Origin of the sequence: Leucobacter albus, from assembly GCF_039528015.1 — a bacterium.
Lineage (GTDB): Bacteria > Actinomycetota > Actinomycetes > Actinomycetales > Microbacteriaceae > Leucobacter > Leucobacter albus.
Genome location: NZ_BAAAKZ010000013.1, coordinates 214,251 through 239,599 on the forward strand (window position 1 = coordinate 214,251; position 25,349 = coordinate 239,599).

Annotated in this window: 21 protein-coding genes; 3 read left to right on the top strand and 18 right to left on the bottom strand. The window is 69.6% G+C overall.

Features of this window, described 5'->3' with window-relative positions; all coding sequences use genetic code 11:
• Nucleotides 1-56 precede the first annotated feature (56 nt).
• The 8 genes from ABD115_RS14135 to ABD115_RS14170 form a co-directional block, all read right to left on the bottom strand.
• Nucleotides 57-710, bottom strand: a complete 654-nt coding sequence (locus ABD115_RS14135) for a hypothetical protein (protein ID WP_343961956.1) — start codon at nt 708-710, stop codon at nt 57-59.
• A 203-nt stretch (nt 711-913) separates the two neighbouring features.
• Complete coding sequence (locus ABD115_RS14140) at nt 914-1,330, bottom strand: DUF779 domain-containing protein (protein WP_343961959.1); 417 nt, start codon at nt 1,328-1,330, stop codon at nt 914-916.
• 85 nt (nt 1,331-1,415) lie between these two features.
• Nucleotides 1,416-2,435, bottom strand: coding sequence for an alcohol dehydrogenase AdhP (adhP, locus tag ABD115_RS14145; protein WP_382389033.1), 1,020 nt, complete (start codon nt 2,433-2,435; stop codon nt 1,416-1,418).
• A 61-nt stretch (nt 2,436-2,496) separates the two neighbouring features.
• On the bottom strand, nt 2,497-4,020 hold the full coding sequence (adh, locus tag ABD115_RS14150; protein ID WP_343961963.1) for an aldehyde dehydrogenase: 1,524 nt from the start codon (nt 4,018-4,020) through the stop codon (nt 2,497-2,499).
• Between the two features lie 129 nt (nt 4,021-4,149).
• Nucleotides 4,150-5,442, bottom strand: a complete 1,293-nt coding sequence (locus tag ABD115_RS14155; protein WP_343961965.1) for a transcriptional regulator — start codon at nt 5,440-5,442, stop codon at nt 4,150-4,152.
• A 129-nt stretch (nt 5,443-5,571) separates the two neighbouring features.
• Complete coding sequence (locus ABD115_RS14160) at nt 5,572-8,253, bottom strand: ATP-binding cassette domain-containing protein (protein WP_343961968.1); 2,682 nt, start codon at nt 8,251-8,253, stop codon at nt 5,572-5,574.
• On the bottom strand, nt 8,250-9,245 hold the full coding sequence (locus ABD115_RS14165) for an ABC transporter permease (protein WP_343961970.1): 996 nt from the start codon (nt 9,243-9,245) through the stop codon (nt 8,250-8,252). The genes ABD115_RS14160 and ABD115_RS14165 overlap by 4 nt, the downstream gene beginning before the upstream one ends.
• 75 nt (nt 9,246-9,320) lie before the next feature.
• Nucleotides 9,321-10,904 (bottom strand): ABC transporter substrate-binding protein, encoded by a 1,584-nt coding sequence (locus ABD115_RS14170; protein ID WP_343961971.1) that lies wholly within the window; start codon nt 10,902-10,904, stop codon nt 9,321-9,323.
• A 202-nt stretch (nt 10,905-11,106) separates the two neighbouring features.
• Here ABD115_RS14170 and ABD115_RS14175 point away from each other — a divergent pair, with 202 nt between their 5' ends.
• Nucleotides 11,107-11,475, top strand: a complete 369-nt coding sequence (locus ABD115_RS14175; protein WP_343961973.1) for a DUF2568 domain-containing protein — start codon at nt 11,107-11,109, stop codon at nt 11,473-11,475.
• Between the two features lie 227 nt (nt 11,476-11,702).
• The gene (locus ABD115_RS14180; RefSeq protein ID WP_343961975.1) at nt 11,703-12,770 is read left to right on the top strand and encodes an LLM class flavin-dependent oxidoreductase; all 1,068 of its coding nucleotides are present in this window, start codon (nt 11,703-11,705) and stop codon (nt 12,768-12,770) included.
• Between the two features lie 354 nt (nt 12,771-13,124).
• Here the strand turns inward: ABD115_RS14180 and ABD115_RS14185 are convergent, their stop codons facing one another.
• From ABD115_RS14185 to ABD115_RS14200, 4 genes are all read right to left on the bottom strand, one after another.
• Nucleotides 13,125-13,916, bottom strand: a complete 792-nt coding sequence (locus ABD115_RS14185; RefSeq protein ID WP_343961977.1) for an enoyl-CoA hydratase/isomerase family protein — start codon at nt 13,914-13,916, stop codon at nt 13,125-13,127.
• A 319-nt stretch (nt 13,917-14,235) separates the two neighbouring features.
• Complete coding sequence (locus ABD115_RS14190) at nt 14,236-16,302, bottom strand: iron ABC transporter permease (protein WP_343961979.1); 2,067 nt, start codon at nt 16,300-16,302, stop codon at nt 14,236-14,238.
• The gene (locus ABD115_RS14195) at nt 16,299-17,387 is read right to left on the bottom strand and encodes an iron-siderophore ABC transporter substrate-binding protein (protein ID WP_343961981.1); all 1,089 of its coding nucleotides are present in this window, start codon (nt 17,385-17,387) and stop codon (nt 16,299-16,301) included. Before ABD115_RS14195 ends, ABD115_RS14190 begins: the two co-directional genes overlap by 4 nt.
• Entirely contained in the window at nt 17,384-18,226 is an 843-nt protein-coding gene (locus tag ABD115_RS14200) for an ABC transporter ATP-binding protein (protein ID WP_343961983.1), read from the bottom strand. The genes ABD115_RS14195 and ABD115_RS14200 overlap by 4 nt, the downstream gene beginning before the upstream one ends.
• Before the next feature lie 110 nt (nt 18,227-18,336).
• Between ABD115_RS14200 and ABD115_RS14205 the strand changes: the two genes are divergently transcribed.
• Nucleotides 18,337-19,308, top strand: coding sequence for a siderophore-interacting protein (locus ABD115_RS14205; RefSeq protein WP_343961986.1), 972 nt, complete (start codon nt 18,337-18,339; stop codon nt 19,306-19,308).
• A gap of 244 nt (nt 19,309-19,552) precedes the next feature.
• On the opposite strand, the gene ABD115_RS14210 is transcribed toward ABD115_RS14205, so the two are convergent.
• The 6 genes from ABD115_RS14210 to ABD115_RS14235 all read right to left on the bottom strand — a co-directional run bounded on the left by ABD115_RS14210 (nt 19,553) and on the right by ABD115_RS14235 (nt 25,349).
• A complete protein-coding gene (locus ABD115_RS14210) occupies nt 19,553-20,026 on the bottom strand; it encodes a hypothetical protein (RefSeq protein ID WP_343961988.1) in 474 nt (157 codons plus the stop codon).
• 9 nt (nt 20,027-20,035) lie between these two features.
• The gene (locus ABD115_RS14215; protein WP_343961990.1) at nt 20,036-20,800 is read right to left on the bottom strand and encodes a response regulator; all 765 of its coding nucleotides are present in this window, start codon (nt 20,798-20,800) and stop codon (nt 20,036-20,038) included.
• Nucleotides 20,797-21,765, bottom strand: a complete 969-nt coding sequence (locus tag ABD115_RS14220) for a sensor histidine kinase (RefSeq protein WP_343961992.1) — start codon at nt 21,763-21,765, stop codon at nt 20,797-20,799. Before ABD115_RS14220 ends, ABD115_RS14215 begins: the two co-directional genes overlap by 4 nt.
• Nucleotides 21,766-21,885: 120 nt before the next feature.
• Nucleotides 21,886-22,785, bottom strand: coding sequence for a class C sortase (locus tag ABD115_RS14225; RefSeq protein ID WP_343961994.1), 900 nt, complete (start codon nt 22,783-22,785; stop codon nt 21,886-21,888).
• The gene (locus tag ABD115_RS14230; protein WP_343961996.1) at nt 22,782-23,726 is read right to left on the bottom strand and encodes a class C sortase; all 945 of its coding nucleotides are present in this window, start codon (nt 23,724-23,726) and stop codon (nt 22,782-22,784) included. The genes ABD115_RS14225 and ABD115_RS14230 overlap by 4 nt, the downstream gene beginning before the upstream one ends.
• Before the next feature lie 51 nt (nt 23,727-23,777).
• Complete coding sequence (locus tag ABD115_RS14235) at nt 23,778-25,349, bottom strand: SpaH/EbpB family LPXTG-anchored major pilin (protein WP_343961998.1); 1,572 nt, start codon at nt 25,347-25,349, stop codon at nt 23,778-23,780.

Below are 25,349 nucleotides of genomic sequence, written 5' to 3' on the forward strand. Positions count from 1 at the left end.
CCTCCCGGGGAAATTCAGTTTTCATGGAAGCCGGCGCTCGCGCCGGCACGAACAGGCTAGGCGGGCTGCGCGCCGGGATCGACGGGCGTTGGATCGGCCGGGGCGGGATCGGCCGGGGCGGGATCGGCCGGCGCGGGATCGGCCGGCGCGGGATCGGTCTGCACGGGGTCGGTCTGCACCGGCTCAACGCGCACCGAGGTCGCAGTGATCGTCTGGGCGATGCGCACCTGGGCGCCGCGCGGAATCGCGGTATCGGCGGTCGCCGAGAGCGACACGCGCTCGCCGTGCCGCACGAGCGCAACCTCGCCGAGGCCGCCAGCTGGGATCGCGAGCACAACGCCGGCGATCGAGCCGACGAGTTCGTCGCCGCTCACCGCGGTCGAGGATTCTGCGCTGCGGATCACTTTGCTCAGCCACCAGGCGGCAGCACCGCCCAGCACCCCGGCAACGGCCCCGAGGAGCCCGGCGAGCGGTGTCGGCAGACCGGCGCCGACGAGCGCGAAGGCTGTGAACCCGAAGATCGCAGTGAACGCGGCGATCGTGGTGAGGCTCAGGGGCCCGTCGCCGAAATCGAAGGCGTCGAAGATGCCGTCAAGCACGAGCGAGAGCAGCAGCAGCACCCCGCCGACCACGCCAATGATCAAAAAGATGCCGCCGGCGATGAGCGACCCATCGAGCAGGCCGTTCAGCCAGTCCATGATCGCTCCCATAGCGCACCTCATTCAGTCATCAGCAGGGTCACTCCCAGCGTAGCAACTAGCGACCCGCTGCTGTGAAAACACTGCGGGTCGGGCATTGCTGGTGTTTGGCGTGCGCACAGTGCGCAGGAGCTCTCATCGATGACGCTGGTGCCGGTAACGGTGCAGGCGGGCGGGTAGCGGTACGGGCGGGCGTGCCGGCGCGGCGGCGTCGGTTACAGCAGCCGAGACCTGATGAGAAATCGCTGCCCCTCGGGCGCCTCGAGCGAGAACCCCGACCCCCTCCCCGGCACGGCGTCGATCGTCAGGTGCGTGTGCGCCCACACCTCGAACTGTTCGCGCGACATCCAGAACGCAATCTCGCGCGGCTCGGCCGACCCGCCCAGCCCCGGGAGCTCGAGCGTGCCGAGCTTTAGGTCTTGGCCCCCGGTCTTGAACTCGCCGGCCTGGTAGCACATGGGCGCGCTGCCGTCGCAGCAGCCGCCAGACTGGTGAAACATGAGCGGGCCGTGCATCGCCCAGAGTCGCTCGATGAGCTCAATGGCCGCCGGGGTAAACGCGAGCCTGCTCTCGCTTTCACCCGCGACCTCGGGCCGCGCGATGATGGCGCCCGGTGTCTTGCTGTCAGTCATGGTGATTCCCTCTCCGTTGTCTGGGGGTCGGGGGCGGCATGGCCGCTAGCGACGGGCCCGGGGAGCACTCCCCGGGCCCGTCGGGTCAGGCGTTCGCGAGCCTGAGCACCACGCGGCCGTCGATCTTTCCGGCGCGCATCTCGTCGAGCACCGCGTTCACGTCGTCGAGCGGTCGCTCGGCGACGGTCGGGTGAATCAGCCCGCGCGCGTAGAAGTCGAGCGCCTCGATCATGTCTTGTCGGGTACCAACAATCGACCCGCGAATCGTGAGGCCCTTCAGCACGATGTCGAAGATCGGTGCGGGGAAGTCCCCTGGCGGCAGCCCGTTGAACACGATCGTGCCGCCGCGCCTGGTCATGCCGATCGCCTGGCCGAAGGCCGAGGGGTGCACCGCGGTCACAAGCACGCCGTGCGACCCGCCCGTTTCGCGCTGGATCGCCTCGACCGGGTCTTCGTTCAGCGCGTTGACGGTCACCTCGGCTCCGTGCTTCTTCGCGAGCGCGAGCTTGTCGTCGGCGATATCGACCGCGGCGACGCGCATGCCCATCGCCACCGCGTACTGCACGGCGATGTGCCCGAGCCCGCCGATGCCCGAGATGACGACCCACTGCCCTGGCAGCACGCCCGTCATCTTCAGCCCCTTGTACACGGTCACCCCGGCGCACAACACCGGCGCGACCTCGACCGGGTCAGACCCGGCCGGTACGACCGCGGCATAGGTCGCGTCGACGAGCATGTACTCCGCGAACGAGCCGTCGACCGAGTAGCCGCCGTTCTGCTGCTGCTCGCACAGCGTCTCCCAGCCCGTGCGGCAGTACTCGCACTCGCCGCACGCCGACCACAGCCACGCGTTGCCGACGAGGTCGCCGACCGCGACATTCGTGACGCCCTCGCCGACAGCCTCGACGTAGCCGACGCCCTCGTGCCCGGGAATGAACGGCGGGCTCGGCTTCACCGGCCAGTCGCCCTCGACGGCGTGCAGGTCGGTGTGGCAGACGCCGGTTGTGAGCACGCGCACGAGCGCCTGGCCTGGGCCCGGGCTCGGAACGCTCTGCTCGCCAACCTCGAGTGGCTTGCCGAAGGCGGGCACTGATGCCGCGCGCATGGAGTTCGTTGTCATTTCTCGTGTTCCTTTCAGTGTGCTGCGACGGTGCAGCGGTATCGGTTTAGAAGAAGCCCTGGGCGTTCTGGCTGTAGCTCCACAGCAGGTTCTTCGTCTGCTGGTAGTGGTCGAGCATCATCAGGTGGTTCTCGCGCCCAATGCCGCTCGACTTGTAGCCGCCAAAGGCCGCGTGCGCCGGGTAGGCATGGTAGTTGTTCACCCAGACGCGGCCCGCCTGAATCGCGCGGCCCGCCCGGTACGCGGTGCTCCCGTCGCGGCTCCAGACGCCGGCGCCGAGGCCATAGAGGGTGTCGTTCGCGATGCGAATCGCGTCGTCGAAGTCGGTGAAGGTCGTCGCAGACACCACGGGCCCGAAGATCTCTTCTTGGAAGATGCGCATCGAGTTGTCGCCCCGGAAGATGGTCGGCTGAATGTAGTAGCCGCCCGCGAGCTCGCCGCCGAGGTCGTCGACGCCGCCGCCGGTGAGCACCTGCGCGCCCTCCTGCCTGCCGATGTCGAGGTACGACTTGATCTTCTCGAACTGATCGTTCGAGGCCTGCGCCCCCATCATCGTGTCGGTGTCAAGCGGGTTGCCGCGCGTGATGAGCTCGGTGCGGGCGACAACCTTATCGAGGAAGTCGTCGGCGAACGACTCCTGGATGAGCGCGCGCGACGGGCAGGTGCAGACCTCGCCCTGGTTCAGGGCGAACATGGTGAAGCCTTCTTGAGCCTTGTCCCAGAAGGCATCGTCCTTTGCCGCGACGTCGTCAAAGAAGATGTTCGGGCTCTTACCGCCGAGCTCGAGCGTCACCGGAATGATGTTCTCCGACGCGTACTGCATGATGAGTCGGCCGGTCGTCGTCTCGCCGGTGAACGCGATCTTGCGAATGCGCGGGTTCGAGGCGAGCGGCTTGCCCGCCTCCGCGCCGAAGCCGTTGACGATGTTCACGACGCCGGCGGGCAGCAGGTCACCGATGAGCTCGAACAGCACCATGATCGAGGCCGGGGTCTGTTCGGCCGGCTTCAGCACGACCGCGTTGCCTGCGGCGAGCGCCGGCGCGAGCTTCCACACGGCCATGAGAATCGGAAAGTTCCACGGGATAATCTGCCCGACGACGCCGAGCGGCTCGTGGAAGTGGTAGGCAACAGTGTCTTCGTCGATCTGTGAGAGGTTGCCCTCCTGCGCACGGATGGCCCCGGCGAAGTAGCGGAAGTGGTCGATCGCGAGCGGAATGTCGGCGTTGAGCGTCTCGCGCACCGCCTTGCCGTTGTCCCAGGTCTCTGCGACCGCGATCATCTCGAGGTTCGCCTCCATGCGGTCGGCGATCTTGTTGAGAATCAGGGCGCGCTCGGCAGGGCTCGTCTTGCCCCACGCTGGCGCGGCCTGGTGGGCGGCGTCGAGGGCCGCTTCAATGTCTTCCGCGGTGCCGCGGGCGACCTCGCAGAACGCCTGCCCGGTGACCGGGGTGATGTTCTCGAAATACTGGCCTTTGACGGGCGGAACCCACTCGCCGCCGATGTAGTGCTCGTACCGGCTCTTGAAGCTCACGAGCGAATCGGGCTGCCCTGGGAATGCGTAGACAGTCATGGTGCTACCTCTCTCTGACGTCGTTGTCGAAGTAACGAAGCGGGTGGTGCCCGGTCTTCGTGCTGTCAGAGTAGGCTCGCGAAGGTTGCATCTAGGTTGCGCGGCGGCCAGGGCCCGCGCAACGTCGCGTTAGCCCTCCGCGGCGAGCGTCTCGAGCCGCGCGACGACGCGGGTGCGCTTGGGCGAGAGCGGCGGCAGCGCCTGCAGCAGCGCCTCCCACACCTGCACATCGTCGACCGCCCAGTTCTGCGCGTACTCGAAGAGCAGCGGCGCGGCAGCCGTCTGCAGCATCGCCTCGCGCAGGGTCGAGTCGACCTCGTGGCGCAGTTGCTCGATGACGGGTGCGTCGGAGGGCGGGAGCACGGGGCCCTCATAGGCGGCGAGCGCGAGCCTGTGCGCTCCCCGCTCGAGCGCTTCGAGCGTCTCGTGCGCGTCGAGCCTAAGCGGGCCGCTCAACCTGTAGGGGCGAGAGAGCAGTTCGAGCCCGACGGCGTGCTGCGCGAGCCACTTGCGCAGCCGCACGACCTCGGGCCTGAGGCTCTGCTCGGCCCCCGGCTCGCCGTAGACCTGCTCCGCGAGCGCGGCAGCTGACAGCCCCCCGGTCGCCTCCGCGAGCGCGACGAGAATCTCGGCGTGCCGCCTGCTCACGCTCGAGAAGCCGCCCCCGTGTTCGAGCAGCGCCGGGTCTCGCCCGAGCAGCATGAGCCGCGGCGTCGCCTGCTTCAGCGGCTGCCTGCGCGACCCGCGAGCGGTGCTCGTGATGCTGCGCTGGCCGGTCATCTCGTGGCCGCGCTCGAGGGCGGCGCGCATCGCAACGAGTTTCAGCTCGGCCTCGACCGCGGCCCGCGTCGCCTCGACGAGCGGCAGAATGTGGGGCGAGGCCGCCGCGTCGTTGCCCGTGACGTCGATCACACCGATGATGGCGCCGCTCTCGGGCTCGTGCACGGGAACGGCGGTGCAGCTCCACTGGTGCACGGCGCGGTTGTAGTGCTCGGCGCCGAGCACCTGAATCGAATCGCCGAGCAGCAGCGCAGACCCCGGCGCCGAGGTGCCGACGGCGTTTTCAGACCAGTCAGCGCCCGCGGCAAACCCCATCTCCTCGGCCTCAGAGCGCAGCCGACTGTCGCCGTCGACCCACAGCAACCTGCCCGCGGCATCGCCGATCGCAACGACAAACCCCGCCTGCATCGCCTCGTCGAGCAGCAACCGGTTGACGACGGGGAGCACGCGCGCGATGGGGTGCAGGCGCTGCAGCTCTTCGAGCTCGTCGGCCGACAGCGGCCGCTCGCCCGGGGTGACGTTCGGGTCGACCTCGCGCTGCTTGGAGCGCACCCAGGAGTCGAGCACGACCGAGCGCAGATCGCTCTGAACGGCGAATGACTGGCGCGATTCTAGGTCGTTCGACAGCGACGGATCCGCCACGAATCTCTCGTGCGCACGCTCGAGCAGTAACCGACGCTTCCAGACCGATTCGCCGCGTTCAAGGGCATGCCGACTGTTGCGCACCCGGCACCTCCTTTGGCTCAGGTGATCTGAGGGTACCGCACCAGGCTACGCAGCTCCACTGGCCGCGTTCCCAGGGAGCCGAACGACCGCGTCGAGCAGCTCGCGGGTGTAGGCGGCGCTCGGGTGGGTGAGCACGCGCGGGCCCTGTTCGACGACGCGGCCGCCGCGCAGCACGACGACGTCGTCGCAGAGTTCGTTGACGACGGCGAGATCGTGCGAGATCACGATGAGCACCACCGCACGTTCGGCGCGGAGCCGCTTGAACAGCCCGAGAATCTCAGCCTGCACGGAGACGTCGAGCGCGCTCGTCGCCTCGTCTGCGATGAGGAGCTTCGGTGAGACGGCGAGCGCCCGCGCGATGGCGACGCGCTGACGCTGCCCGCCCGAGAGCTCGTGCGGGTAGGCGCTCGCATGCGCGGGGTCGAGGCCGACCTCGGTGAGCAGCTCCGCTACGCGGGCGTCGACGGCGGCACGGTCGCGCCCGGTCGACCCGCCAAGCCGGTCGTGCGCTCGGAGCACCTCCGCGAGCGCGGCGCCGACGCGACGGCGCGGGTTGAGCGACGACATCGGATCCTGCGGGACGAGCTGAATCGCCGCGCGCTGTGCGGCCGTGCGGCGGCGCGGTGCGGATCCGCGACCCGGTCGCACCGATCCGCGCCCCGTCGCAAGCGGGCTCGCCCCGAACTCGATCTGACCGGCCGCTGCCGGGAGCTCCCCGGCAATGGCGCGCGCGATTGTCGTCTTGCCCGACCCAGATTCTCCGACGAGGCCGAGCGCCCCCGTCACCGCGAACGAGACCCCGGTCACCGCGTCCTTACTGCCGTAGCTGCCGCCGTAGCCGCCGTCGTAGCGAACGGCGAGGTCGCGCACGGTGAGCACCGGCACCGCGGAGGGGCTCGGGCCTGCTTCCAGATCAGTGGTGTTCTTTGCCGGAGCCAAGGCCCGGTCTGGCCCCGCCGGGTTCGCGGGCGCCCGCGGCACCGCCGCCAACAGCTGCCGGGTGTAGGCGTGAGCGGGCCGCGCGAGCACCGCCGCGGTCTTCCCGGTCTCGACGATCTCTCCGCCCCGCATCACCGCGATGCGCTCGCACATCGATGCGACGACCGCGAGGTCGTGGCTGACGAGCAGCAGGGTGAGGCCGCGCTCGCGCCTGAGCGTGTCGAGCAACGTGAGCACCTCGCGCTGCACGGTCACATCGAGCGCCGTCGTCGGTTCGTCTGCAAGCAGCACGGCTGGGTCGCCGGCGAGCGCCATCGCGATGACGATGCGCTGCCGCTGCCCGCCCGAGAGCTGGTGCGGGTAGGAGCGGGCGATGCGTTCGGCCCCTCCGCGCTCGGAGTCGTCGAGACGCACAGCCTCGAGGAGTTCGCGCACGCGGGCTGTGGGGTCTGCCGCCCCTGCGGCCGCGCAGGCCTCCCGCAGCTGAGTGCCGACGCGGGTGAGCGGGTCGAGCGCCGAGAGCGGGTCTTGGAAGACCATGCCGAACGTGCCGCCGATCGCGATCGCGCCCGCCGTCTGCTCGGTGCCTGGCGGCAGCAGCCCCGCGATCGCGCGCAGGGTGAGGCTCTTGCCCGAACCCGACTCGCCGACGATGCCGAGCGCCTCCCCCGGCGCGACCTCGAAGGTCACGCCACCGGCCTGGCTCCCGACGGCGGCTCCGGCTCCGGCCCCGGCCCCGGCCCCGGCTCCGGCACCGGCCCCGCCAACCAATCCTCGATATGGCACTTGTTGTCGCTTCCCGGCCCGGGAGGCGACAACTGCTGCCATATCGGCGTTCAGCCCGCCGATCCGCAGGTCGCGGACGCTGAGCGCACCCGCGGCAATGCCGGGGGTCGCGGGCCGGGGGCCACGGGCGGCACGGGCGGCACGGGCGACACGGGCACCGCGCGCCCGGCGCCCGCCCCGGTCCCCCGTCACCCGTAGCGCATCGCCCACACCATCACCGAGCAGCGACAGCGCGATGCCGGTGATGACGACGGCGAGGCCCGGCAGCGCCGACAGCCACCAGTGCGAGGTCACGAACGCCTGCCCGTCGGCGATCATCGTGCCCCAGTCTGGCGTCGGCGGCTGGATGCCGAGCCCGAGGAAGCCGAGGGTCACGATCGCGACCATGATGAGCACGATCTCGGTGGCGAGAAGTACGACCGCCTGCGGCAGCACGTTCGGCAGCAGGTGCCTCACGAGGATGCGGGCGTGCGAGAGCCCGCCGCCGCGGGCGGCCCGCACCCAGCCCTGCTCCCGCATCGACGCGGTGAGCGCGCGGATCACGCGGGCGTAGCCGACCCAACCGACGAGCGCGAACGCGGCGATGATGCCGGGGGCGCCAGCGCCGACCGCGAACACGATCGCGATGACGAGCACGTAGAACGGGAAGGCTATGACGGTGTCGGTGATGCGCGAGATCACCCAGTCGGTGCGGCGGCCGAAGTAGCCCGAGATGAGGCCGAGGGCGACGCCGACGACGAACGGGGTGACGGCCGCGGTGACCGCGATGCCGAGGTCGGTGCGGGCGGCGAACAGCACCCGCGAGAACACGTCGCGGCCGAGCTGGTCGGTGCCGAATGGGTGGGCGATGGAGGGCGGGAGGAGGCCTGCGGAGAGATCCTGAACCGTCGGCGAGTGCGGGGCCAGCGCCGGGGCGAAGACCGCGACGAGCGCGATCGCGAGCGTGAGCGTCGCGCCGGCGACGAAGCTCGGCGACCTGAGCGCGCGCGCCCAGCCGGTCATTGCGCGCCCCGCAGCCGTGGATCGATGAGCGCCGACAGCACCTGCGCCGCGAGCGTGACGAGCACGACGAGAACGGCGCAGTACAGCGCGATCGCCTGCACGACCGGGAAGTCGCGGCTCGAGATCGACTGGAACAGCAGCGTGCCGAGGCCGTTGATTCCGAAGACCTTCTCGACGACGAGGGTGCCGCCGATGAGGTAGGCGAGGTTCACGCTCAGCAGGTTGAGGGTGGGAAGCGCGGCGCCGCGGAGCACGTGGCGCCAGCGGATGCGGCGCTCGGAGATGCGCGCGGCCCGCAGCGTCGTCACGAACTCCGCCTCGGTGACCTCGAGCAGCTGTGCGCGGAGCGATCGGATGAGCGGCGGCGCCATTCCGAGGGCGACCGCGAGGGCGGGCAGCGCGAGGGAGCGCAGCGGTTCGAGCGGGGCGGATCCCGGCGCCCCAACGCCACCGACAGGGAACCAGCCGAGGCCGACGGCGAAGACGATGATGAGGAGCAGCCCGATCCAGAACAGCGGCATGCCGAGCGTGATCGTCGGCACGATGCGCACGAGCTGGTCGACGAACCCGTTCGGGCGACTGGCCGCGGCGAGCGCGAGCGGCACTGCGATCGCGAGCACGATGAGGAGTGCGAGCGCGACGATGCCGAGGCTCACGGGCGCGCGCGACAGCACGAGCTCGGCGGTCGGTACGCCGGTGACGAGCGAGTCGCCCGTGTCGCCGCGGGTGATCACGCCGCGAAGAAAGTCGAGGTACTGCTGCCAGAGCGGCGCGTTCAAGCCGAGCTCGGCGCGAAGCGCTTGGAGCGCCTCGGGGGTGGCGCGGTCGCCGAGAATCATCACGGCGGGGTCGCCGGGCACGAGCCGCAGCAGGAAGAACACGGCGGTGACGACGCCGAGCATCACGGGGAGCACCGTGCCCGCGACTCGGAGCGCTGCGCGGATCGCCGTGCGCAGGGCGGCGCTTGCGGCGGATCCGGGGGCCTTTGACACGGGGCTTACTTTACCGGCCCGGGCCGCCATCGCTGTGGCGGCCCGGGCCGGTAAATGAGTGTGTTGTCGCGCCGGCTACTTGGCGTCGAGCCAGGCGTCTTGGAACCGGACGCTGCCGTTGGGCAGCGATTCGAGCCCGTGCACCTTCGCGGTCGTGCCGTGGAGGTTCGGCGAGTAGTAGACGGGGATGTAGGGGACGTCGCCGGCGAGGATCTGCTGGATCTCGAGGTAGATCTTCTCGCGCTCGGGCCCGTCTGGGGTGGTGCGACCCTCGTGCATGAGCTTCGTCACCTCGGGGTTCGTGTAGTGCGTCCAGTACGAGTTGCTGAACCCCTCGGGGTCGGCCTGGAAGGTGACGAGCCCGTTCGGGTCTGGCGCGTCTGACTGGCCCGAGTTGATCATGAAGTCGTAATCGAAGGCCTTGAAGCGTTCGCGGAACGAGGCAAGGTCGATCGATTCGATCTCGACCGTGATGCCGATCTCGGCGAGCGACTCCTGCACGATCTGCGCGATCTGGGCGCGGGCCGAGTTGCCGCTCGGAATGAGCATCGTCGCGGTGAAACCGTCGGGGTAGCCCGACTTCGCGAGCTCCTGCTTCGCGGCGGCGACGTCGTGGGCGAGCACGGGCTTCTCGTCGTGCGCGTCGGCAGCCGAGTACTCGATGGCCGGCGGGATGAGCGCGGAGGCGGCGCGGGCCGTGCCGAACGTGGTGGCCTTGGCGATTCCCGGCAGGTCGAGCGTCTGCGCGATCGCGCGGCGCACGTTCTTGTCCGCGAACTCAGGCTTTTGCGTGTTGAAGAAGATCTGTTCAATCGCCCACGAGTCGCTATTGAGGAGGGTCGTCGCCGATCCACCATCGACCGACTCGGCGTTCGCGGCCGGTACCTGCTCGATCGCGTCGATCTGACCGGCGTTCAGGCGCTGCAGCAGCTGGTTGTCGTCGGCGACGAAGACGTAGTCGAGGCCGTCGAGGAGCGGCTTGCCGTCTTGCCAGTAGTGCTCGTTCTTCACGTAGTTCAGGTCGCCGGCCGGGTCCCATGCGCTCACCGCGAAGGGGCCGGTGCCGATGGGAGCCTTGAGGTAGTCCTCCTCGGTCTTGCCGCCGAAATCGGTCGGCATGACGCCCGAGGCGAAGCTCGTGAGCTCGGAGAGGAACGGCGTGTAGGGCTCGTCGAGGGTGATGACGACGGTGCGGGCCGCGTCGTCGGTCGCGATGTTCGCGATCGGCGCGGTGAGCGTGAGCGGCCCGGCCTTTGCGAGGTTGCGCTCGAGCGAGAACTTCACGTCGGCCGCTTTGACGTCGCTGCCGTCCGAGTACTTGAGGCCATCGCGCAGGGTGAACGTGTAGGTGAGGCCGTCGGCCGAGATCTCGTGGCTATCGGCGAGCCAGTCGATGATCTTGCCGTGCTCATCGAACGAGACGAGGGTTTCGAAGATCTTGTCGATCGCGAACGCGTTGTTCGCGGTGATCTGCGTGTGCAGGTCGAGGTCGCTCGCGCTCGCGAGCCTGCCGTAGGTGAGGGTGCCGCCAGCGGTGGGGGTCTCGCCGCCGCCGCTGTCGTTGCCTGCGTTGCCGCCTGCCGCCGGGGCGCAGCCCGCGAGCGCGAGCGTTGCTGCGATGGCGAGCGCGACGATGGTGCGCTTGGGTGTCGGGGTCATGCGTTCCTCTCGGCAGTCGGCTGGGCCCGCGCTGAGTTGCCGCGCCCTCGCCCGACTGGTCTATGTGATCAGGCTACGACCACCGCACCGCATGAACCACATTGTGGAGTGCCGGGTGAACCACATTGTGGAGTGCCGGGTGAACCACAGGGCGTGCCGCAGGCGAGCTGGGGCACGCGTTTGGCCGGGTAGACTTGATCGAGTGACCAGTGCAACTCCCACCCCGAACAAGGCCCGCTCCCAGATGACCCAGCAGGCAGTGCGTGGGCTCTTCCACCTCACCGCGATCGTGACGATCACGGTGTGGGGCTTCACCGGCTGGGACATGCCGTTCCCCGGCATCCTCGTGGGCCTCGGGCTGCTCGCACTCAGCGTGCTCATCTGGGCGCTGTTCCTGTCGCCGAAGCCCGTGCTCGCGACCGACAAGTTTGGCCGCGCACTCATCGAGCTGCTGCTGCTCGCGGCCGGCGTCGCGTCGATGCTCGGCCTCGGCGTGAACTGGATGATTGCGGTCGCCTTCGGCGTCGTCGGCGCGACCCTCGGCTTCATCACCTCGATCCGCAGCAAGTAAGGCCCCGATTCGCGGCTCGGCTCCTTGCTCGGCCCGGTGCCCGGCCCGGCCCGGCCCGACCCGGCCCGGCCCACGATCTGCAAACTGCAGTAGCTATGCCAGATGCCCTCGGATCCTGCATATCTATCGCCGATCCCAGGGTGAACGCCGACGCTGCGACCCGCGGCGGTGCGCCCCATGAGACATAGCCGCGGAATAGCAGGGGCCGATCCTTCGTTGAGTGAGGCATGGAAACGACGCAGCCCTCTGGCCCGGCACCCAGCAAGCGAGTAGCCCTCGGCCTCGACACCTTCGGCGACATCACCCACCAGCCCGACGGCAGCCTCACGCACCCCGCGCAGGTGCTGCGCGACGTCGTCGAACAGGCGAAGCTCGCCGACTCCCTCGGCGTCGACGCGATCACGCTCGGGGAGCACCACCGCGACGACTTCGCGATCTCTTCGCCCGAGATCGTGCTTGCGGCGATCGCTGGCGCGACAGAGCGCATCCTGCTCGGCACGGGCGTCACGATCCTCTCGAGCGACGACCCGGTGCGCGTCTACGAGCGTTTCGCCACGCTCGACGGCGTGAGCGGCGGTCGGGCCGAGGTGATTCTCGGCCGCGGATCGTTCACCGAATCGTTCCCACTGTTCGGCTACGACCTCGCCGACTACGACTCGCTCTTCGCCGAGAAGCTCGACCTGTTCGCGAAGCTGCGCGAGGAGGGCCCGGTCACGTGGGCGGGTAAGCACCGCACCCCGCTCGTGAACCAGGAGATCTACCCGAAGACCGAGCACCCGGGCGGCGTGCCCGCGTGGATCGGTGTCGGCGGGAGCCCGCAGTCGGTCGTGCGCACCGTGCAGGTCGGCATTCCGATGATGCTCGCGATTATCGGCGGCGACCCCGCGCGCTTCCTGCCCTTCGCAGACCTCTACCGCAGCGCCCAGCAGGAGCTCGGCGTCGACCCGATGCCGCTCGGCGTGCACTCCCCCGGCCACGTTGCCGCGACCGACGAGCAGGCGCGCGAAGAGCTGTGGGAGCACTTCGCCGCGAACCGCAACCGCATCGGGCGCGAGCGCGGCTGGCCCGAGGCCTCACGCGCCGAGTTCGATAGCGAGGTCGCCTCGGGCTCCCTCTACGTCGGCTCGCCCGATACCGTCGCCCGGAAGATCGCGTCGACGGTCGGCACGCTTGGCGCAGACCGCTTCGACCTGAAGTACGCCAACGGCACGATGCCGCACGCCCAGCTCATGTCGAGCATCGAGCTCTACGGCCGCGAGGTCATTCCGCGGGTGCGCGAGCTGCTCGGGGAGTAGGGCTCGGGCCCGCCGTGCGTCGGGGTGCGTATCGGCGCGGCGTGGGCGTAGGGCCCGGCGCGGCCCGGGCGTAGGGCCCGGCGCGGGCGTAGGGCCGGGCGCGGCGTGCGTAGGGCCCGGCGCGGCCCGGGCGTAGGGCCCGGCGCGGCGTGGGCGTAGGGCCCGGCGCGGCCCGGGCGTAGGGCCCGGCGCGGGCGTAGGGCCGGGCCCCCGCTCCCGGTCCCGGGCCCGGTCCCGCGGCCAACCCTCGCGTTACCTCCGAGCCCTCTACATATTCCGCGGGCTAAGAGGGTGGCGTCGGTGGCAAGTGCAGGGTTGACGGCTGCGGGCAGCCAACTGGCGGGTCACCAGCCGCTACTTTCGGCTGGCGAGGAATCGGTCGACGAGCTTCAGCGTCGTGCCGTCTGAGAGCGCGCCCTCGGAAAGCTCGGGCTCGCTCACGAGAATGTCGCCGACGTTCACTGCCGCAGCGGCCTGGGCGATCCGCTTGGTGATGCGAAGCGATCGGAAGTCTTTCTGCCTGAGTTCGCTCACCTGCGCATAAGCGGTCTCCAAGACATCCTCGCGAGGCGCGACAGTATTGACGAGGCCGTGGCGCAGCGCATCGCTCGCCGTCATGTCGCGGGCGAACATCACGAACTCCTTCGCCGCACTCGCCCCCATCACGCCAACCAGCCGCGGTATCGCTCCGTACGTGAGGAACATACCGATGTTTGTCTCTGGCAAATTCAGCACCGCGTCGGCAGCCATGATGCGAAAGTCGGCGGTCAGCGCGATCGCGACGCCCGCGCCATAGGCAGATCCCTGCAGCACCGCAAATGAGATCTGCTCCAGCCCCTCGAGTTTGTGCATTGCCTCCTGCGCGAGCCGCTGCAGGGCCCGCACCGAGGCGCCAGCGCTCGCGCGGTCGGCGAGCTCGCCACGGGCCTCGCGCAGATCTTGACCGGCGGCGAAGATCGGGCCGGTGCTCGTGATGATGACGAAGCGGATCGCCGCGTTGCCGCTCAACCAATCGGCGAGGGCAATTAGATCTCTGAGCGTCTGCTGGCTGATTGCATTGGCTCGGGTCGGGCGGGCGAGTGTGGCTGTGAGCAGGTCGCCCTCGATTTCAAGTGCGAGGGTCTCATAGTCGGGGAGCTTGGTCATGGTGGGTGCCTTCCTCTCGCGTGGCAGCGTCGCTGCTGCCACGGTCGCCCATCAGGCTATGCAGCAACCCTCAGCACGTCAACAGATATGCCACACATGAAGCCCAGGGGTGCCGCGCCACCGCCGGGCCGGGCCCCGGCGGCCGGCGGCCGGCGGCGAGCCGGAGCGCGAGCCCTACACTTGCCTCCGAGGCGGATACTTGTTTCGCGACACAAGGGGGTGATCTCGGAGGCAACGCAAGGGTTGACCAGCATGCGCGCGGGCGTGGCCCGGAACACGGGCCCGGGCGCCAACGCGCGGGTTAGTGCCCAGGCCCGGGCTACGCGTCGCGGGTGCGCCAGAGCAGCCACACGAAGTACGGCGCCCCGAGCAGGGCGACGACGAGGCCGGCCGGCAGCTGAGCTGGCGCGATCACCGTGCGGCCGACGGCGTCGGCGACGCCGACGAGCACGGCCCCGAGGAGTGCCGCCGTAGGCAGGAACCTGGCAGACCGGGCCCCGACGAGCGCGCGGGCCGCGTGCGGGGCGAGCAGCCCGACGAAGCCGACGACGCCAACTGCTGTGACGCTCACGGCGGCGAGCACCGCCGCGAGCGCGAGCAGCCCGAGCCTTGAACGTTCGAGCCCGACGCCGAGCGCCCGCGGGGTGTCTTCGTCGAGGGCTATGAGGTCGATCTCGCGGCGCGCACCGAGCACGAGCGGCAGCGCGACGGCGAGCACGACGAGCACGGGCAGCAGTTGCGGGAACGTGCGCCCGTAGGTGGTGCCAGACAGCCAGGTGTAGATCGCCGGTGTGTTCCACGGGTCTGAGCGCAGCAGCAGGAAGGTCGTGAGCGCGACCGCGCCAGACGAGACGCCGATGCCGATGAGCACAAGCCGGTCGGCGCTGAGCCCCCCACGCCAGCTGAGCCCGTAGACGAGGGCGAAGACGAGCAGCGAGCCGACCGTCGCCGCGACGGCGATGCCCGCCGTGTTGCCGAAGCCCGCGGTGACCGCGATGACGGCGCCGAGCCCGCCACCGCCGGTGATGCCGAGGAGCCCGGGGTCCGCGAGCGGGTTGCGGCTCACTGACTGGGTGATGCCGCCCGCGAGCGCGAGCGCGGCGCCCGCGAGGATTGCGGCGAAGACGCGCGGCACCCGCTCGCCGAGCGCGAGCGCGATGGGAGGAGGCGCGGCACCCTGGATCCAGAGCGCGATGTCGCCGGTGAGCAGCCACCTGTTGCCTGCGAGCGCGCCGAGCAGCACGACGCCGACGAGGGCGGCGGCGAGCACGGCGAGGGTGACCCAGAACCGGCGAGCGGATCGGGCGGCCTCGCGCACGCGGGCGGCCCGGGCCGATCCACCGCGAAGCCCGCGGGCAAGCGCGACGAGCACGATCGCGCCGAGGATTGTCGTCGCGACGCCCGTCGGCACCGACACCGCGCCCGCCGCGCCGAGGATCGCGCGGAGGATCGCGTCTGCGCCGAGCACGAGGATCGCCCCGATGAGGCCGGCGGCGGGCAGCCTGAGCGCGTGTTTCTCGAATGCAGGCACCCAGCGGGCGGAGAGCCTGGCGAGCACGGGCGCGCAGAGCCCGACGAACCCGATGGGGCCCGCGAGCGCGACGGAGATTGCCGAGAGGGTGACGGCGAGCAGGATGCCGCCGACGCGGGTCCAGCCCAGCGGCACGCCGAGGCTGCGGGCGAGGTCGTCGCCAAGCATGAATACGTCGAGTCGGCTCGCAAGCAGCAGCGCGAGCAGGAGCGCGACCGCGATGAGCGGGAGCGCACGCATCGCCGCGTCGAGGTTCAGCTGCGACAGGCTGCCGCTGCCCCACGCGAACAGCCCCTTCGTCTCCTCCTGGAAGAGAATGAGCAGCGCCGAGGTGAGCGCTTGGAAGGCGAGCGCGAGCGCGGAGCCCGCGAGCACGAGGCGGGTGGTCGACGTGCCGGCGCCGCCCGCGAGGCCGAGCACGATACCAGCCGCGGCAAGCCCGCCGCCGAACGCGAGCAACCCCGACGCCCAGAGCGGCACCGCGATCCCAAACGCCGCTGCCGCGGTCACCGCGAGGTAGGCGCCGGCGGTCACACCAAGGGTGTCTGGAGACGCGAGGGGGTTCCGCGCGAGGGTCTGCAGCAGCACGCCCGCGACGCCGAGCGCGAGCCCAACCGCGACGCCCGCGGCGAGACGTGGCAGGCGCGACCCGAGCAGCACATCGCGGGCGTCGTCGGTGCCGTTTCCGGTGATCACTGCGAGCAGGTCGCCCGCGCCGACGCCCGAGGTGCCCTGCGAGAGGTGCCAGGCGGCGACCGCGGCGAGCAGGGCGGCGAGCACGGCGAGCGCGCCGCCTCCGCCAAACACGAGCGCCCGGCGGCTCGTTGCCACCGGGCGCTGGGCGGTCAGTGTCATTCGCCCGCTGCGGGGCCTGCGAGCACCGACACGTAGGCGTCGATGATCTGCTGCGCCGAGCGCGGGCCGCCGAACGTCCAGATGCCCGTCGGGAAGGAGAGCAGGCGGCCCTCAGTGACCGCTGGCAGCGCCGCCCAGACGGGGTTCGTCTCGAGCGCCTGCGCGAACTCGTCTTCAGACTTTTCCTCGGTGGCGGTGTGCAGCAGGGTCGCCTCGCCGACGGCCTTCATGCCCTCAATGTCGGTCTGGCCGAGGCCGTAGGCGGGGTCGACGTCGCCGGTCCACGCGTTCGTGAGGCCGAGCTCCTCGCCGATCTCGCCGACGAGCGAGCCCTGCCCGAAGGGGCGCAGCGCGACGTTGCCGCCGTCGATCCAGCCGTCGAAGTACACGAAGTCGGTGGTCTCGAGCCCCGCGTCTTTCAGGCTGCCCTTCGCCTCGGCGAGGTGCGCGTCGAACTCGTCGAGCACGACGCCGGCGCGCTCCTCGCGGCCGGTGGCCTCCGCGATAAGCGAGAAGGTGTCGCGCATGTTCGCGATCGGATCCTTCGCGTCTGCGCCCTTCGTCGCGAGCACGGGAACGCCGTACTTTTCGAGCTTGCCGATGATCTCGTCTTCGGCGGTGTACGCCTCGACAATCACGAGATCGGGATCGGTGCCGAACAGCGCATCGAGGTTCGGCTCCTGGCGGGACCCGACGTCGGTCGCGCCCTCGGGCAGCTCAACGGCGGTGTCCCAGGTCGTGAAGCCGTCGGCGTCGGCGACCGCGACGGGGGCGACGCAGAGCGTGATGACGTCTTCGATCTGCTGCCACTCGAGCACGGCGACGCGCTTCGCTGGCGCGTCGAGCGTTACCTCGCGGCCAAAGGCGTCGGTGAGGTCGACGGCGCCGGTGCTCGTTTTCGTGGTGTCGGCCTCGCAGCCGGCGATCTCCGCCGCGGCAGTCTCAGTCGAGTCTGCGCTGGGCGCGGCGGTTGTGCCGCAGCCCGACAGCAGCAGCGCGAGCGCGGCGGCGGGGGCCGCGATCGCTGCGAGGCGGCTCGGGGTGCGGCGGCGTGCGGCGCGGTTGGTCGAGGTGTGGGTGGTCATACGGTGCAGACTTCCGGTTCGTGGCGGCGCGGGCGCTGCCGGTGGCGAGCGCGCGGGAGCACCCGCACGCGTCTCGTGTCCTCGTCGACGAGGGTGTCGATCGGGAGCCCGTAGACCGATGACAGGTGCTCGCCGGTGAGCACCTCCTCGGGAGTACCGGAGGCGAGCACGCGGCCCGCGGCGAGCAGCACGACGTCGTCTGCGACGCCAGCGGCCTGGTCGAGATCGTGGAGCACCACGCCGACGGCGGTGCCGCGCTCGGCGAGGTCGCAGATGAGGTCGAGCGTGTCGATCTGATGCTTGAGGTCGAGGTGGTTGGTCGGCTCGTCGAGCAGCAGCACGCCGGTGTCTTGCGCGAGCGCGGTACCGAGCCAGACACGCTGCAGCTCGCCACCCGAGAGCTGATCGGCCGAGCGGTCGCACATGCTCGTGAGGCCGGTGAGCTCGAGGGCGGTGTCGACGGCCGCGCGATCCACATCGCTGAGCCCCGAGAAGCGGCCGCGGTGCGGGTGCCGGCCGTAGGTGACAATGTCGCGCACCGACAGCCCCGACGGGTGCGGGCGCGACTGCGACAGCATCGCGACCTCGCGCGCGAATTCCTTCGCGCTGAGTGCGCGGGCGGGGCGCGCGGCTGCGCCCGGGGTCTCCAGGCTGACGTCGCCGGATTCGGTGTGGTGGAGCCTCGCGATTGCGCGCAGCAGCGTCGACTTGCCGCTGCCGTTCGGGCCGACGAGCGCGGTCACGCGCCCGGGCCTGAGCGTGAGGTTCGCGCCGTGCACCACAGGGGTACCGCGATAGCCAAGGCTCAGGTCTGCGCCACGAAGAATCGATGCTTTCACAGTTAAGTGAGCCTAGCCTAACAATGATCTGATGAATAGAGTAGAGGGCGATTCTCGTTGCACTCCCAGCAACGCCCCGCCCTCGCAAGCGCCCAAGGAGCCCACCCCGCATGACCGCACGCCAGCCGTACGACGCCTTCCTCGCTCAGGTGCTCCGCATCGAACAGCTCAGCCCCCACTTCACGCGCATCACCTTCGGCGGCGCAGAGCTCGAACACTTCGGCACCGACGGCCTCGACCAGCGCATCAAGCTACTCCTCCCCCGCGCAGACGGCACCTTCCCCGAGCTCGGGCTGTTCGGCGACCCGCGCCCCGAGATGCTCGCCTGGTACCGCACCTGGCGGGAGCTGCCCGACGACGAACGCAACCCGATCCGCACCTACACGATCCGCGCCGTGCGACCCGAGCTCTCTGAGATCGACATCGACTTCGTGCTCCACGGCACCGAGGGGCCAGCCTCGGCCTGGGCGACGGCAGCGAAACCGGGCGACGAACTCATCATCGTCGGGCCAGACTCGCGCGCCACGGAGCCCGCCGGCGGCATCGAATGGAACCCCGGCAACGCGCGCCGCGTGCTGCTCGCGGGCGACGAGACGGCGGCACCCGCGATCTGCGCGATCCTCGAATCGCTGCCGCGCGACTTCACCGGCGAGGCGTTCATCGAGGTGCCAGACGCGGCCGATGCGCTCACGGTCGCGCACCCGAACGGGGTCGCTGTCACCTGGCTCGGGCGGGCCGGCGCCGCGCACGGCGCCCTCCTCGAACCCGCGATCGCCGACTGGGGTCAGCGGCGAGGCGCGGCGCTGACTACCGCGGCGGGCGGCCCTGGCGATGGCACTGGCGATGCGGCCGGCGTCAGCGACGCGAACGGGGGCGACGCGAACGGGGGCGGATCGCAGCAAGACTCAGACGACATACTCTGGGACGTGCCGGAAGACGTCACTGGCGAGGAGTACGCATGGCTCGCTGGCGAGGCCGGCGTCGTCACCCGGCTCCGGCGGCACCTCGTTCGCGACCTCGCGATCGACCGGCGAGCGGTCGCGTTCATGGGGTATTGGAAGATCGGCCGGGCCGAGGGGTAGCCAACGAGCGACGCGGCCCTCAGGCGCGCCAGTTTCGCTGCAATCGTGATATTTTGAGCACTCAGTGGATTGGGCTTTCCTGATCGGCGTTGGACCTCCGGGAATCGGAGGTCTTTCGCTTGTCATGGGAAGATCTTCAATCCCCAGCCCTCGATTTTCCCCGTTGACGAGCGCCGCATTTTGGCCTGAACTACACTCCATGCTCGGTTCGCTCTGCCCCAGCGCCGTTACGAACACGCCCCGGCTAGCGGCCGCGAATGTCGTAGTCACGAAGAAGCCAGGATGTCGGTTCTACCGATTCGAAGACGATGAATAGACCGGGCTGAGCCAGGTCGTGATCTGCATTGAAAAGCACGGACTCTCGCCCTGGGTCGTCATCATTTGCAGGCATCACCCGGTGGCCTCCAGGCTGCTCCTCATAGAAGGCTTCAAGGGCCATTAGCGAGAGATCACTCCGTAACAGGAGCCCACCCCCTTGCTGTGCACCGTTGCCTTGACCGTGAAACCGAGTGACACCCCAAGTGGAGTCCACCAGCTCAGTCCGTGGTGGCAGCTCCAGCGAAAGTAGACGCTCTTCAAACTGCTGCGCGGCGTTATTGTTCGCCTGATAGGCCCACACGTAGACACCAATCAGCGCCAGAATTGGCGCCAGCACGATCGCGGCGAGAATGGAAAGAATCCATCTCGCAGGATGCTCGCGGAAACCACTACGGCTCATACGCTGATCCTACGCATGTCGCGTCGGCTTGGCCCGCCCGACGAGACCGCCCTCGTAGGCCGCGATGACGAGCTGCGCGCGGTCGCGGGCGTGGAGCTTCGAGAGCAGGCTGCCGACGTGGGTCTTCACGGTCTTCACCGAGATGGTGAACTCGCGGGCGATCTCGTCATTCGACAGGCCGCGAGCGACGAGCGCAAGTACCTCGCGTTCCCGGGCCGTGAGCCGCTCGAGCGTGCCCTGCCCGGCGCCCGCGGCGCCCGCCGAGGTGCCTGCGGCGGCACCGGCGGCAGCTACCCCAGGGACCCCAACGGCAGCGCCCAACCCCGCACCCTGCGGGCGCCGCAGATAGTGCTCGATGAGCCCCGCAAGGATCGTGGGGGCGAACAGCGATTCGCCCAGGTGGGTGCGGCGGATCGCGTCGCGGAGCTCGTCGGGGTGTGCGTCTTTGAGCAGAAAGCCGCTCGCCCCCGCTCGCAGCGCGCCATAGACGTACTCGTCAAGCTCGAACATCGACAGCACGAGCACTCTGCTCGCGGCGAGCGCAGGGTCTGCGGTGATCACGCCAGTCGCTTCGATACCGTCGCCGCCCGGCATGCGAATGTCCATGAGGATGACATCTGGGGTGAGCTCCCGAGCCAGCTTTACGACCTCCGCACCAGTTGCCGCGAGGCCGACGACCGCAAGGTCTGGCGTGCCGCCGAGGATGAGCTCAAGGCTGCTGCGCAAAAGCGCCTGATCGTCGGCGATGAGCACCCGAATGGCTGGCGTGGTCACGATGCCGTCTCCGGGATGCGGGCGAGCACCGAAAAGCCCGCGCCATCAGGCCCGGTTTCGAGGTCGCCACCGAGGGTCGCGAGGCGCCCGCGCAGGCCGTCGAGCCCGTGCCCGGCGCCGGGGGCTGCGCGCCAATCGCCCCGCGGCCCGTCGTCGCGCACCCGCACGGTGATCTGCGTACCTTCGCGCGAAACGGTGACGCACGTGCGACTGGGGCCCGCGTGCCTGAGCGTGTTGGCGAGGGCCTCGCGCACCACCGCGCACACGGTGAGCTGCGCGCCGGGCGACACCGCGCCGAGGGCTGTGCCCCACGCGGACGCAGGGTCTGCACTGGACCCGTCGGGTGTTTCGAGTACACCTGGCACACCGGGCGAACCGGGCGCAGCACTCGCGGCGGGTGGATCGCCCACGCCGCCCATCTCAAGCCCCACATCGAGGCCTGCGGCCCTAGCGTCTGCGATGATCCGCGGCAGATCGGTGAGCGTGTCGGCGGGGCGCAGCGGCGCCGTTCCCGGTTCGCGCAGCACGGTGAGCATTCGCCGCAGTTCGGTCGTGGTTTCGCGGCTGACGGTCTCGATGTCCCCGAGCGCGCGCTCCCGCTCGCCGAGCCCTTCGGGGCCAGAGGCCTCGACGCTGCGGGCGGCCGCGGCCCGCACGGTGATGGCCCCGAGCCCGTGGGAGACAAGGTCGTGGAGGTCTGCCGCGATGCGCAGGCGTTCGGCCTGCGCCGCGCGTTCGGTCGCCCAGTCGGCGAGCTTCTGCTCGTAGACGCGGCGCTGCCTGCGAATCCTGGCGATCGTCACCCACAGCCCGCCAACAATCACCGCGAGCGTCACGTAGCCGATCCCCTGCTTCACAGACTCGTTCTCGGATGAGAGGGTCGCGAGCAGGATCGCGGCAAGCAGAAACACGATGCCGACGTCGAGCCACGCACGGGTGCGCCACTTCGGCCGAGCAGTCTCCATGCGCCAAGTCTAGGTTGCCGCGCCCCGCATCGGCATCAGACCTGGGGCGGAGGGCCCGGGCCAAACGGCGCGGCCGGGCTCGTCGCGCTCGGGGCACGCGACGTATGAGCCTCGCCAGGGTCAGCCGGCGGGGAGCGCAGCGGGTGCCGGGGTGCGGCGTCGCACCGGGGCAAACAGCAACCCGGCAACAGCCGCGGATCCGCCGACGAACCACAGCGCCCACCACGGGAAGCCGAGCGCCGCCCCGTCGCCGCCCACCGCGACGCTCCCGGCCGCCTCGGCGTCATCGATGCGCACCGCGTGCACGAGGAATCGGTGGCTGTTGATGCCAATCGGCGTGCAGGTGAAGAGCGTCACCCAGTCTTCGCCCTCGACGATCTTGAAAGAGTCGGTTTGGTTCGGCAGCACGACCTCGGTGGCCTCGACCCGGTAGTAATGGTCTTCGCCGAGCACGCTGACCCAGAACACATCGCCGACCTCGGCCTTAGGCAGATCAGTGAACAAGCGGGCATTTTGCAGGCCCGAGTGCGCGGTCAGCACAGATCTGGTCGACGGCCCGCCGACGGGGAGCGAGGTGCCGTACAGGTGCCCGATGCCCTTCGAAATCACCTCGTCTGAGGTGCCGTGGTAGGCGGGCAGGCCGATGTCGAGCCGCGGGTAGTAGATCGTGCCGATCGCGTGAGTGCCGTTGAGCCTGAGGAGCCGCTCGTACGCCAGGTACAGGTCGCTGCGCAACGCCTCGTCTTCATCGATCGAGATGTACGGGTCGGTGAGCGGCCCCGGGTTGAGCGTCTCATTGTACGCATAGGCCGCCTCGAGCAGCATCGTGCGCTCTTCCGATGCTGCGCCCTCGACCTGCCGCACGTACCCCGATATTTCGGCGTTGTGACCGATGCGCGCAACCCACGACGCAGCCTCGGGGTAGACGAGCAACCCGATGGCCGCCATCGCGACGAGCTGCAGCATCGCGGTGCGAACGTGCCTGCCGGTTGTGCTGCGTGGCGCCGCCACCCGGGTCATTGCGCACCCCCACGCAGGGCCGCCGCCCGGGGGCGGCGGGGCGCATAAAGCAGCCAAGCGATGGCGCCAGAACTGGCGAGAAACGTGAGCGCCCACCATGGGAACCCGGCGGTCTGGCCGTCGCCGCGCAGGTCGCGGCCTGCCTCGCTGGGCGGATCCACGCGCGTCGCCGACACGAGCAACCGATGGCTATTGATGCCGATCGGGGTGCAGGTGAACAGCGTGACGCGATCCTCCCCCGCTGTGACCCCGAGCGAATCCGTCACGAACGGTTCGACGGTCTCAATCCGATCGACCCGGTAGAACATGGATTCGCCGAGTACGCGAAGCTCGAAGTCGTCGCCAATCTGCGCCTGCGGCAGCCTCGTGAAGAGCTTCGCGTTCACCAGCCCGGAGTGCGAGGTCAGCACGGCGTGGGTCGACGGGCCCCCGACGGGCAACGAGGTGCCGAATAGGTGGCCGGCGCCTCGCGTAATCGCGCGCTCCTCGGTGCCGTGATAGAGCGGCAGACCGATGTTCAGGCTCGGGTAGAGCACCTCGCCGATCACCTCCGTTCCGTTCACCCTCAGCACCTCTTCGTAGGCTGCCTGCGCCTGGTCGGTCACCGCCGAGTGCGCTTGCGCGTCGCGGGCATAGGGGTCGAGCAGCAGCGCCTGCGGCAGCGCCTCGTTGTAGCGCTGTGCCGCTTCGAGCGCCGCGGTTGCGCGCTCGGCCCCTTCGCCCGCAACCGCTCGCACGTACCCCGAGCGCTCGGCATCGTGCGCGAGCGTCGCAAACCAGTCGGCGGCAGAAGGGTACACGAGCGCACCGATGCCAATCATGGCGAGGAGCTGCAGGAGGAGCGGGGCGAGGCTCCTCCGCCGCACGGGCGCCAGCCGCTCAGCCGTCGACGGCCGCGCGAGCACGGGGGCGCCCGGCCGGTCACGCGTTACGCGGCCCACCGGGCGCCCCCTCGTCACACAGCATCTCGCTCGTGGTTCACTCCTCGGCCCCTACGCGGCTGCCCGGTGGGCGAGGCTGCGCCTGCGCGCGACCACAAGCACCGTTGCCAGAAGGGCGAGGCCAGCGATTGTCAGCACCAGCGTCCCTGCACCACCTGTGAGGGGCAGCACGAAGCCGTTGCGATCGTACTGGTTCACGATCTCCTCTGTCGTTTGGGTCGCAGAGTCTTCATCGATGATGAACGAGAACGGCTGCGCGAGCAACTGGTGCCCCTCGAGCGCGCGGGTCTCAACGAGCCAGTAGGTCACGTAGCGCGGGTCGCCCGGCCCGAACGACTCGCCGTTCGCGAAGCCCGAGTAGCGCAGGCCCGTGATGTCGACGCGACCATCGGCGTTCGTCGTCCAGGTGCCGGCAACCGGATCGTAGCCGGGAACGTTGACTGCCGGCCGCACGGCTTTGTCTTTTGCTCCCGGAACGTCGTTCTGCGCATCGAGCGCATCCTGCTCAGTCGTGAAGACCATGAACTCCGCGCCCGAGAGACTGGGCAGTGCCCCGACGGGTGTTCCCGCGCTCTTCTTGATCAGCGCGTAGTCGCCGTATTTCATGCTCGTACCGGGGATCTCCCCGGGCTCGCCCTGGCTCTCGGATGTCCAGAACTGAGCACTGTTCTCGATCACTCCGCCCTTGACAACCAGGGTCTTCAGCTCCATGACCGCGCGCTCTGTCGGAGCCTCGGCCAGCCGGTCAAGCCCTGAAGCCGTGTATTCGAGGGTCAGCGCTGTGGTTCCCGCCGACTGGCCCGGCTCGACGGTGACAGTGTAATCCTGCCCCCACACCATGCCAGCGGGGCTGACTACGGTGAAGTCTTGGCCTGTCGCGTCGGTCGACAGGTACTCGTCGCGGAGCACGTCGACCACCCGGAACATCTCGGCGGGCTCGTAGGCGCCGGTCAGGGCGTTGAACGGGCTGGGGTTGTCGATCGAGATTCTCCAGGTTACGGTACTCCCCACGGTGAAATCGCTCTCATTGTCGACGGTCTTCTCGCCTTCGACAGTCTGGTTCTTGGGGTACACGTAGATCGTGTTCAGCCACTGTTCGCCGTTCGTGGGGTCCGTGAGTGGCACCGCTACGAGAAAGTCGCCCGCGCGGATAACGCCTGCTGGCGCCGCCGTCTCTCGAACCAGCCAGAGCCCCGCCCCCAGATCTTCACCATCTTTTTGGCCTGGCGCCGCAGAGCTCTGCCAGTGGATCTGGCCCTGTGCGTCGGTCGTGCCTGAGCGGGTCGCTGCCACCCCAGACACCTTCCCCTGGGCTTCTGCAAGGTCAATGCCGGCGATCTCGGCACGGCCTGCGTCGGTCATCGGATCGTTATTAAGCGGCACTTGGTACGCCTCGAAGGTGACGCCGGGAATGACAGGCAGCCCGGTGTCTTGCGGCAGCCCTGTCGCCGGAGTTCCCGCTTCGTCCGGCTGCTCGTGCTTCGTGATGATCAGGCCCGAGCGGTCTGGCATCTTCACAGTGCTGGCCTGCGCGGCGACACTTCCGCCGAGCGCAAGCGCAACGACCGTCACCAGCGCTCCTGCGCTGGCGAGTAAGCCTCGCCTCGTGTTCGTAGTAGACAT